At 64.6% G+C, this 9,401-nt stretch carries 10 protein-coding genes and 1 tRNA gene; 3 read left to right on the top strand and 8 right to left on the bottom strand.

The features are described from left to right. The coding region (locus VH499_RS01020) for a xanthine dehydrogenase family protein subunit M (RefSeq protein WP_332050810.1) at nucleotides 1-825 on the bottom strand (825 nt) is incomplete at its 3' end. A 59-nt stretch (nucleotides 826-884) separates the two neighbouring features. Beyond that, nucleotides 885-1,355: a MarR family winged helix-turn-helix transcriptional regulator gene (locus tag VH499_RS01015; RefSeq protein ID WP_332050809.1), complete on the bottom strand. Its 471-nt coding sequence runs from the start codon at nucleotides 1,353-1,355 to the stop codon at nucleotides 885-887. Nucleotides 1,356-1,646: 291 nt separating this feature from the next. On the opposite strand from VH499_RS01015, the gene VH499_RS01010 reads away from it, so the two are divergent. Continuing rightward, nucleotides 1,647-2,849 (top strand): CoA transferase, encoded by a 1,203-nt coding sequence (locus VH499_RS01010; RefSeq protein ID WP_332050808.1) that lies wholly within the window; start codon nucleotides 1,647-1,649, stop codon nucleotides 2,847-2,849. Here VH499_RS01010 and VH499_RS01005 read toward each other — a convergent pair. The 6 genes from VH499_RS01005 to aroA form a co-directional block, all read right to left on the bottom strand. Then, complete coding sequence (locus VH499_RS01005; protein WP_332050807.1) at nucleotides 2,846-3,835, bottom strand: ornithine cyclodeaminase family protein; 990 nt, start codon at nucleotides 3,833-3,835, stop codon at nucleotides 2,846-2,848. The two genes, VH499_RS01010 and VH499_RS01005, sit on opposite strands and share 4 nt — an antisense overlap. After that, a complete protein-coding gene (locus VH499_RS01000; RefSeq protein ID WP_332050806.1) occupies nucleotides 3,832-4,239 on the bottom strand; it encodes a lipopolysaccharide assembly protein LapA domain-containing protein in 408 nt (135 codons plus the stop codon). The genes VH499_RS01005 and VH499_RS01000 overlap by 4 nt, the downstream gene beginning before the upstream one ends. Nucleotides 4,240-4,285: 46 nt before the next feature. Further along, complete coding sequence (gene ihfB, locus VH499_RS00995; protein ID WP_332050805.1) at nucleotides 4,286-4,618, bottom strand: integration host factor subunit beta; 333 nt, start codon at nucleotides 4,616-4,618, stop codon at nucleotides 4,286-4,288. A gap of 164 nt (nucleotides 4,619-4,782) precedes the next feature. Continuing rightward, a complete protein-coding gene (rpsA, locus tag VH499_RS00990; RefSeq protein WP_332050804.1) occupies nucleotides 4,783-6,516 on the bottom strand; it encodes a 30S ribosomal protein S1 in 1,734 nt (577 codons plus the stop codon). Nucleotides 6,517-6,670: 154 nt separating this feature from the next. Further along, complete coding sequence (locus VH499_RS00985; RefSeq protein ID WP_332050813.1) at nucleotides 6,671-7,291, bottom strand: d(CMP) kinase; 621 nt, start codon at nucleotides 7,289-7,291, stop codon at nucleotides 6,671-6,673. Nucleotides 7,292-7,299: 8 nt separating this feature from the next. Beyond that, entirely contained in the window at nucleotides 7,300-8,643 is a 1,344-nt protein-coding gene (aroA, locus tag VH499_RS00980) for a 3-phosphoshikimate 1-carboxyvinyltransferase (RefSeq protein ID WP_332050812.1), read from the bottom strand. A gap of 145 nt (nucleotides 8,644-8,788) precedes the next feature. Here aroA and VH499_RS00975 point away from each other — a divergent pair, with 145 nt between their 5' ends. After that, on the top strand, nucleotides 8,789-9,151 hold the full coding sequence (locus VH499_RS00975) for a TIGR02300 family protein (protein WP_332050803.1): 363 nt from the start codon (nucleotides 8,789-8,791) through the stop codon (nucleotides 9,149-9,151). 65 nt (nucleotides 9,152-9,216) lie between these two features. Further along, nucleotides 9,217-9,292, top strand: a tRNA-Ala gene (locus VH499_RS00970). Nucleotides 9,293-9,401: the final 109 nt, after the last annotated feature.

Raw genomic sequence — 9,401 nt, 5'->3', positions numbered from 1 at the left:
CGCGACCTCCGTCAGCAGTCGCCGCAACAAAGTAACAACGACGTCGAGACGGTAGTCGGCACTGCCGCGCACATCATCGATCGGTGCCAGCGGCGCGAGATGGGCGCGTTGAACCTTTTCGGCAAGACGCTCATCCAGCGGCGTACCAGTGAGCGCAACCTCGAGCATCGGAAGACGTTGCGCCACCGCCGAGCAGGCGCCGACGGCGATGCGCGCTGTCCGCACGCGATCCTCCGCGATCTCGAGTGTGGCTGCGGCCATGACGATGGAGATCACGAGATAGCGGCGCGCACCGAGCTTCAGAAAAGAACTACGTGCGTAGGTTGTGGGCCGCGGAACGTGGATCGCGACCAGAAGCTCGTCGGGCGACAACTGCGTGCGGCGATTGCCAACAATGAACGCCGACAATGGAAGCCGACGCACATTGCTGCGACTCGCAAGCTCGACCTCGGCATCAAGCGCCAGCAATGGCGGCACACCGTCCGCTGCAGGCGAGGCATTGCAGAGATTGCCGGCGAGCGTGCCGGCATTCTGGATCTGCGGTCCGCCCACTTCGCGTGCGGCCTGCTTGAGGCCGTCGAACAGCGATGGAAGATCGGCCGCCAGAAGTTCGCTCCAGGTGGTGGTGGCGCCTAACCGCCATCCCGCATCGCCATGGGAGATGCCACGTAAGCCTTTGATTCGACTTATGTCTAAAATGTCTTCGTCGACCGTCCGGCCGACCCGCGCCGGATAGAAATCGGTCCCGCCAGACAGCACCGTATAGGGCCGGGCCAAGGCCTCCAGCGCCTCCTCCAGGCGAACGGGTTGACGATAATCACCCATATCGTTCGTGTACGTACGATGACCCCGCAGTCTTCGGGAGTCAAAACGATTCGAGTCTCTCAGACGATCTTGGACAGAAGGTCGAGCAGCTGACGCTGCTCGGCGCCGTTCAACGGCTTCAATGTCTCGCGCGAAACCGCGGGACCATTCAGCAGCAACCGGTTCACGATGCGCTGACCTTCGGTGGTGAGACTGAGCAACGTGCGGCGCGCATCACCCGGATCGGGGCGCGAGTCGACGAGACCACGCTCCTTCAACCGACGGACGACTCCCTGCATGGTCGCCTTGTCCATGCCGACGAGTCGGCCGAGGAGATTCTGCGACAGCTCGCGATACTCGTTCAGCTTCACCATGCTCGAGTATTGAGTCGGTGTGATGTTGGGATCGCCGATGGTGACCTGGAAGATCGCACTTGCACGTTGATGTGCACGACGCAGCAGATAGCCGATTTGCTCTTCGATGCGGTACGGCCGCGCCAACGGACCTGACGCCGCCTTCGGCTCCTGCTGCTTCCTCGCGACGTTGCGCATCGCCCCCCGCCTCTTCACCCTCTTCGCTACACCGACTGAGCGCGTCGCACAACGGTCACCTTAACATCCCACATCGGCAATGCATCCGAGTCCACTTGACTCGCCACGGACCAGGAGGCAGCGCGAGCCGTTCCTGCCGCCGCGATACGGCTTCAAGAACCATGCGATGGAGGTGGCCTCGCGTACCGCGGCATCGGCGCACCGAACGAGAGCCGAGACGGTCGATGACGGGTGTCGAGCGCGATGGCACTCTCGTTCCTCGTTCCGTCATTCTTCTTCGAGGATCGTGTCATGGCTGGAGCATTGAGCGGCATTCGGATCATCGATCTTACGAACATCATCCTCGGCCCCTACGGGACGATGCTGCTCGCTGACCAGGGTGCCGACGTGATCAAGATCGAAGCGCCGGAAGGCGATGCGGTGCGCCATATCGGCAGACCGGGTCGGACCGCCGGCATGGGTCCGACCTATCTCTATGTGAACCGCAACAAGCGCTCGGTCTGCCTCGATCTCAAGAATCCAAGGGCGCGTGCGGCGTTGCTGGAGGTCGTGAAGACGGCGGATGCGTTCGTTCACGCGCTGCGGCCGCAGGCCATCGAGGGATTGGGCCTCGCCTACGAGGATGTCCGGAAGGTGAAGCCCGACATCGTCTATGTCGGCGCCTATGGATATTCGGCCGATGGTCCTTACGGAAAACTGCCGGCTTACGACGACGCGGTCCAGGCGCGCTTCGGCATTGCCGATCTGATGGGACGTGCCGCGGGGGACGATGTCCCGCGCTATCCGCCGACTATCCTGGCCGACAAGACCGTGGGTCTCACCTTTGCCTTTTCGGCCCTTTCGGCCTTGATGCACCGCCAACGGACCGGCGAAGGCCAGTTCGTCGAGGTGCCCATGTTCGAGACCATGGCGGCTTGGCTGATGGTCGAACATTTGTGGAGCCGGACCTTCAGCGACGAGGGCGAGGTCGGCTACACACGCCTGCTCGCCCGCACCCGCAAGCCTTATCGGACGCTGGATGGCTGGATGGCAATTCTCCCTTACAACGACAAGCATTGGCGGAATTTCTTCGAGCTTGTAGGCAAGCCCGAGGTGCTGAACGATCCGCGCTACTCGACCCTCAATGCGCGCTCGCTGCACATCGACGACATGTATGCCATGGTCGATGCCCTGGCGCCGACCCGGACCACCACGGAATGGGTGGCCCTTCTCGACAAGGCCCAGATCCCCAACGCCCCGGTATCGAAGCCCGCCGACCTGTTCGAGGATCCGCATCTGGTATGGCGGCAGCTGTTCAGGAAGTACCCGCATCCCAGTGAGGGCGAGATCATGATGGTCGAGCCGCCGATGCGGATGAGCAGGACTCCGCCGACCATCCGCACCATGGCGCCCTTGATGGGCGCCGATTCGCGGTCGGTCCTCGCCGAGGCCGGCGTGAGCGCGGCCGAAATCGACGCGTTGAAGGAAGCGGGTGCGCTGATCGAGCCGGCTTAGCCGGCATCGAATGCCAGCTCTGCCGCAGCCAAATCCTCGAGCGCCGCCCCTACGGACTTGAAAAGAGTGATGCTGGCCTGGTCGCCCGAAGCGCGGCCCGTCCGTTGACCGCGCGCCAGTTCGAACAGATCGGCGACAATATCGCCTTCACGGATTGCTCCGGAGGCAAGTGGCTGGGCGATGTCCCCAGCCTCTTTCAGGGCACCCGCGCGGGTATCGACATAGAGGCAGGCACGGCGGACCGCGGTATCGTCGCTCTCGCGCATGTCTGGCCTGTAGGCCCCGACCAGATCGAGATGCTGACCCTCGCGCAGCCAGTCACCCTCGACCAGCGGTGCCTTGGAAAGCGTGGCACAGGATACGACGTCCGCGTCGGCCACCGCCGATCGTCGATCTGCAACGGCTTCAACGGCGATCGGCCGGCCCAGCCCGACAGGCAAGGAGGTCGCAAGCTCGCGGACAAGGCGCTCCGCCTTTCCAGCATCGCGCCCCCAGATCGCCACTCGTTGGATCGGGCGGATCTTGGCATGGACCCGGACAAGGTGAGGCGCCAGGGCTCCCGTTCCGATCATCAACAGCGACTGTGCGTCCGGCCGCGAGAGGTAGCGCGAGGCAAGACCAGAGGCACAGGCTGTGCGGCGCGTGGTGAGCGTGGTGCCGTCGAGCAGGGCCAGCGGTGCGCCGGTCGTGCCGTCGAGGAGAAGATACTGTCCATAGATCGAAGGCAGCGATTTCCTGCCGTTGTCGGGAAAGACCGTGACCAATTTGATGCCAATCCGGCCACCCCCACCATTCGCCGACTGCCGCGTCCAGGCGGGCATCAGCAGCAGCGTGGCATCTGCCGAGGCGGGGCCGTCGGGGGCAGCAAGCGTGTGGTGATGACGCGGTGGCATCTCGCAGCCATCCCGAAACAGCCTCTCGAGCCGGTCGATCAGCGCGATGTCGTCGACGGCCGCATCGACCTCGGCTCCAGAAAGGATCTTCACGGCAGATTATGCCGGCGCAGCGGTGCTGCGAGATCGGGTGAAACAAGCGCGGTTTGGCGCTCGATCGCCTTCTGGCCGCGCGGTGCCGTGTCGGATGCGCCGGCCGCCGTGGAAGTGCGGTCAGTCAGGGCCTCGCGCAGCCGTGCAACCTCTCGGCCAAGGCGGGCTGCCTCCCTGCCATGCTCGCGGGCGCGGCGGCGATGATGCCGGCCGACCCACCAGCCCAGCCCCAGTCCGCCCAGCACGCCCATCAGAAGCACGGCCACGATCAGCAGATAAAGCGGCGTTTGAATGCCGTAGGGCAGTGGCCACAGCGTCAGCGCCACGCGCTCGGTGTTGCTGACGGCGATCAGCACGCCGAGCAAAAGCAACAACAGGAAGAGAACGCGGGACGGGAGCTTCATGCGGCCGCCAGAATGGCACAGCGCCGCGCGACGAATCGAGGGGATGCTACTTCTTGTCTTCGGTCGGCTCGGCGGGCGCGAGGCCTGCTGCCTTCACGGCTTCCTTGTTGAGACGATCGCGCAGATCCTTGCCGGTCTTGAAGTAAGGGACGCGCTTCGAGGCAACGGCGACCTGCTCACCGGTGCGCGGATTGCGGCCGGTGCGCGGGTCGCGCTTCTTCACCGAGAACGCGCCGAAGCCGCGCAATTCGACGCGATCACCATGCGCGAGGGCCTTGGAGATTTCATCGAAGACCGTGGCGACGATCCGCTCGACATCCCTTTGATAGAGATGGGGATTCCGGGCCGCCAAACGAGCAATAAGCTCCGACTTCGTCATTGGCGTCATAATAGCGCAAAACGCCGCAGGGTCAAGGTAAGCCCTTGAAACAAAAAGGAAAGCGCCCCGAGTGCCGGTTTGGCGCGGTCATCGGGGTCTTTCCCGCCAAATGAAAAGGCCGGTCCCGACTGGGCCGGCCTTCCCTTGCGATGGTCGCGAGAAGCCTACTTCTCTCCGGACTCTTCCTTCTTCTGGGCGCGGCTGAGGGCGGCACCGAGAATGTCCCCGAGACTGGCCCCTGAGTCGGACGAACCGAAATCGGCCATGGCTTTCTTTTCCTCATCGAGCTCGCGCGCCTTGACCGACAGCACGACGCGACGCGAGGTCTTGTCGATGTTGGTGATCTTGGCATCGAGCTTGTCGCCGATCGCGTAGCGGTCCGGACGCTGCTCGGAGCGGTCGCGGCTCAGCTCGGACTTGCGGATGAAGCCCGGGATGCCGTCCTGGACCGTGACGTCGATGCCGTTGTCCTGGATACCCGCCACAATAACCGTGACCACGTCGCCCTTCTTGGCGACCGAGCCTACCTTCTCGAACGGGTCGTTGGCGAGTTGCTTGATACCCAGCGAGATCCGCTCCTTGTCGACGTCGACGTCCAGCACCTTGACCTTGGCGTTGTCGCCCTTCTTGTAGTCACGGATGGCCTCATCGCCGGCCTTGTCCCATGACAGGTCGCTGAGATGCACCATGCCGTCGATGTCGCCCGGCAGGCCGACGAACAGGCCGAACTCGGTGATGTTGCGAACCTCGCCCTCGAGCTCCGTGCCGGCCGGATATTTCTCGGCAAAGCTTTCCCAGGGATTGGACATGCACTGCTTGAGGCCCAGCGAGATGCGGCGCTTGGACATGTCCACGTCCAGCACCATCACTTCGACTTCCTGCGAGGTCGAGACGATCTTGCCGGGATGCACGTTCTTCTTGGTCCAGCTCATCTCCGATACATGGACCAGGCCCTCGACGCCCGGCTCCAGCTCGACGAACGCGCCATAGTCGGTGATGTTGGTGACGCGACCCTTGAGCTTCAGGCCAACCGGATACTTCGCCCCGGCGCCGTCCCACGGGTCGCTCATGAGCTGCTTCATGCCCAGCGAGATGCGCTGCGTCTCCGGATTGAAGCGGATGACCTGCACCTTGACCTGCTGGCCGATGCTGAGCGCTTCCGACGGATGGTTGATGCGCTTCCACGCGATATCCGTGACGTGCAGGAGGCCGTCGACACCACCGAGATCCACGAAGGCGCCGTAGTCGGTGATGTTCTTGACCACGCCATCGAGCACCTGGCCCTCCGACAGCGCGCCCATCAGGCGGGTGCGGTCCTCGGCGCGGGTTTCCTCCATCACGGCGCGGCGCGAAACCACGATATTGCCGCGGCGGCGATCCATCTTGAGGATGGCGAACTGCTGCGCCTGGCCCATCAGCGGACCGACGTCCCGCACCGGGCGGACATCGACCTGACTGCCCGGCAGGAACGCCACGGCGCCCGACAGATCGACCGTGAAGCCGCCCTTCACGCGACCGAAGATCGTGCCCATGACACGCTCGCCGTCGGTGAAGGCCTTCTCGAGCAGGGTCCAGGCTTCCTCGCGCCGTGCCTTGTCGCGCGACAGCACCGCCTCGCCTTCCTTGTTCTCCATACGGTCGACGAAGATGTCGACGATGTCGCCTTCCTTGACCTCGGCAGCGCCGCCACCGTTGGCGAACTCGCGCAGAGGAACGCGGCCTTCGGACTTCAGGCCGACATCCACGACGACGAAATCATTGGCGATGCGCACGATGGTCCCCTTGACCACGGTGCCTTCGAAGCTCGCCGAACCGCCGAGCGATTCGTCGAGAAGTGCTGCGAACTCCACACTTGCGGCGTCGTTCGCGGGTCTGCGCAGGGCGCTGCCCTTAGCCATTCAATACCTCTTCCTTCCTCGATCCCGGGCGAAACGCTGCCGCCCGTCGGCCAACCGGTTGATCCGGCGGATCCACTGCCTCGAAACTCCGACGCCCGGACACGAGGTCCTGCGCCAATCGCCATTCGATGTTCTTCGATCTGCCGGCGGCGATTTATGGCCCGGAAGATCGAAAGCCCTTGCGCTCGATGAACGCCAAAGCCGCGGCAAAGGCCGCATCGGCATCCATGTTGCTGGTATCGAGAAGCCAGGCATCGGGTGCGGCTTTCAGAGGGGCAGCCGCCCGTTCGCTATCGCGCCGGTCCCGCTCCGCCATCTCGGCAAGAACGCGCGGTCTTATAGTGTCGACCCCTCGTCCGCGCAACTCCTGGAACCTTCGCTCGGCTCGCGATTCGGCGCTGGCAGTCACAAAAAGCTTAACCGGAGCGTCAGGGCAGATGACCGTTCCGATGTCCCGCCCATCGAGAACGGCACCCGACCCTTGAGATGAGAATTCCTTTTGAAACTTCAAGAGGTTGGTTCTCACCTCCGGGATCGCGGCGACCCTGGAACCCTCCTGTCCCGCTTCGTCGCCTCGCAGGGCGGGATCGCCGAGCGCGGCTGCCGTCAAGTCGGCTGCGACTTCCGCCGGCGGCCGCCCGGTTCGCGCCGAAATCCAGCCCACTGCACGATATAGAAGCCCTGTGTCGAGATGGGGCAGGCCGAAATGCGCCGCGAGGCGCTTGGCCAAAGTGCCCTTGCCCGACGCCGACGGCCCGTCGATCGCGATGACCAGGCGCTCGGTCACGTCGGTCCGATCTTCGCACCGAGCCCGTTCATCAGAGCCGCGAAGCCCGGAAACGAAGTGTCGATCGGCGAGCCGTCGTCGACAGCCACCGGCTCACGGGTTCCCAATCCCAACACCAGGAAAGACATGGCAATCCTGTGATCAAGGTGCGTCGCCACCACTCCGCCCCCCGCCGGGGTCGCGCCGGTACCGTGGACGGTCAGCGAATCGACTCCCATCTCGTACCTCACGCCGTTGGCAGCGAGGCCAGCCGCCACGCTCGACAGGCGGTCGCTCTCTTTGGCTCGCAGCTCGGCCAGCCCGCGCATTTGAGTCGCGCCCTGCGCATAAGCGGCTGCCACCGAGAGGATCGGATATTCGTCGATCATGGTGGGTGCGCGCTCCGGCGGCACGTCGACGCCCTTCAATCCGCCACCCTTCACATGAAGATCGGCGACCGGCTCGCCGCCCAGCTCGCGCGCATTGTGGAACGTGAGATTGGCGCCCATCTCCTTGAGTGTCGTGAACAGACCGGTCCGTAGCGGGTTGACCCCGACATTCTCTATGAGGATGTCGCTGCCTGGCCGGATGCAGGCGGCGACGACGGCGAAGGCTGCCGAGGAGGGATCACCCGGCACGGTGATCTCCTGCGCCCTGAGTTCCGGCCAGCCGACAACCGTGATGCGCTTGCCCGGTGCGCCCTCGACTGCGGAGACACGGACCTCGGCCCCGAAGTGACGCAGCATGCGTTCCGTGTGATCCCGGGTGGCCGCGGGTTCGATCACAGTCGTCTCGCCCGCGGTGTTGAGCCCGGCCAGCAGGATGCAGCTCTTCACCTGCGCCGAGGCGACCGGCAGTTCGTACTCTATCGGCACCATCTCGTCGGTGCCGACGATGGCGAGCGGCATCCGGCCGCCGTCGCGCGACTGGAAGCGTGCGCCCATGCGCGACAGCGGCTCGATCACGCGCTGCATGGGGCGGCGCCGAAGGGAGTCGTCGCCGGTCATGAAGCTGGTGAAGGGATGGCTGGCCAGGATGCCCGCCAACAAACGCGCCGACGTGCCGGAATTGCCGAGATCGAGCACCTGCTCGGGCTCGCACCCGCCGCCGACGCCGAAGCCCCGTATGCGCCAGACATCGTCGTCGCGACTGACTTGCGCGCCCAGCGCCCTGAGAGCCGCGGCCGTGCCGAGGACGTCGTCGCCCTGCAGCAAGCCAGTCACGACGGTCTCGCCGAGGGCCAAGGCGCCGAACATGAGGGCGCGGTGGGACACCGACTTGTCGCCCGGTGCCCGCACGCGGCCCTCCAGACGGCCGACCGGCCGGGCGATCAGTTTGAGCGGAGCGATCGAAGCGGACAGGGCGGGCTCCCGAAGCCGGCAAGAATGCGGCGCGGCGCCCTCCTACCATGCCGGAATTTGGTTTTGACAGGGTGAAAGACGCGTGACATACGCCCTCCCTCGCGGCCGAAAGGCCCTTTGCAGCGGAATTTCCGGGAGATCCAGCGTGGTCAAGGCGTCCTGGGGCACCAAGCGTACCTGCCAGAATTGTGCGGCGCGCTTCTATGACCTGAACAAGAGCCCGATCAAATGTCCGAAGTGCGGTCGGGAGCATGATCGCGAAGACTTCGTGAAGGTGCGCCGCGGTCGTGCTGCCGCGACTTCGGCTGCGGCCGCCGCGGCGGCCGCAGCCGCAGCGGCCAAGGAGGCGGCGGCTGCCAAGAGCAAGAAACTGGAGGACACCGCCCTCGAGGACGAGGCGGCGTTGGAGGCGGATGACGAGGCGTTGGAGAATGCCGACGATCTTGCCGACGAAGCCGAAGACATCGAGGTCGAGGTCGAGGACGACAAGGGAGAAGGCGACCGTTGAGGGCGACGCGGTTGCCAGTAGGGCGGCCGCGAACTATACCTCCGCCCGCCGGAATATAGGGTTTCGGGGCCATAGCTCAGCTGGGAGAGCGCTACAATGGCATTGTAGAGGTCAGGGGTTCGATCCCCCTTGGCTCCACCAATCACATCAAGGGCTTGGCCAGAGATGGCTGAGCCCTTTGTTTTTGCAGGGAAGCCATCGGGAAGCGTCCACATGAGCTTGGGCCGCCGGTGGCAGGTCAGCTGACCAC

It is taken from the genome of Reyranella sp. (assembly GCF_036558665.1).
In the GTDB taxonomy this organism is placed as follows: domain Bacteria; phylum Pseudomonadota; class Alphaproteobacteria; order Reyranellales; family Reyranellaceae; genus Reyranella.
This window is presented reverse-complemented; position numbering and strand designations above follow the sequence as displayed.

Bases quoted from the DNA above. Each gene is read 5' to 3' on its own strand.
- VH499_RS01010 (WP_332050808.1), top strand. From the start codon at position 1,647: ATGGCTGGAGCATTGAGCGGCATTCGGATCATCGATCTTACGAACATC.
- rpsA (WP_332050804.1), bottom strand. From the start codon at position 6,516: ATGGCTAAGGGCAGCGCCCTGCGCAGACCCGCGAACGACGCCGCAAGT.
- VH499_RS01015 (WP_332050809.1), bottom strand. From the start codon at position 1,355: ATGCGCAACGTCGCGAGGAAGCAGCAGGAGCCGAAGGCGGCGTCAGGT.
- VH499_RS01000 (WP_332050806.1), bottom strand. From the start codon at position 4,239: ATGAAGCTCCCGTCCCGCGTTCTCTTCCTGTTGTTGCTTTTGCTCGGC.
- ihfB (WP_332050805.1), bottom strand. From the start codon at position 4,618: ATGACGAAGTCGGAGCTTATTGCTCGTTTGGCGGCCCGGAATCCCCAT.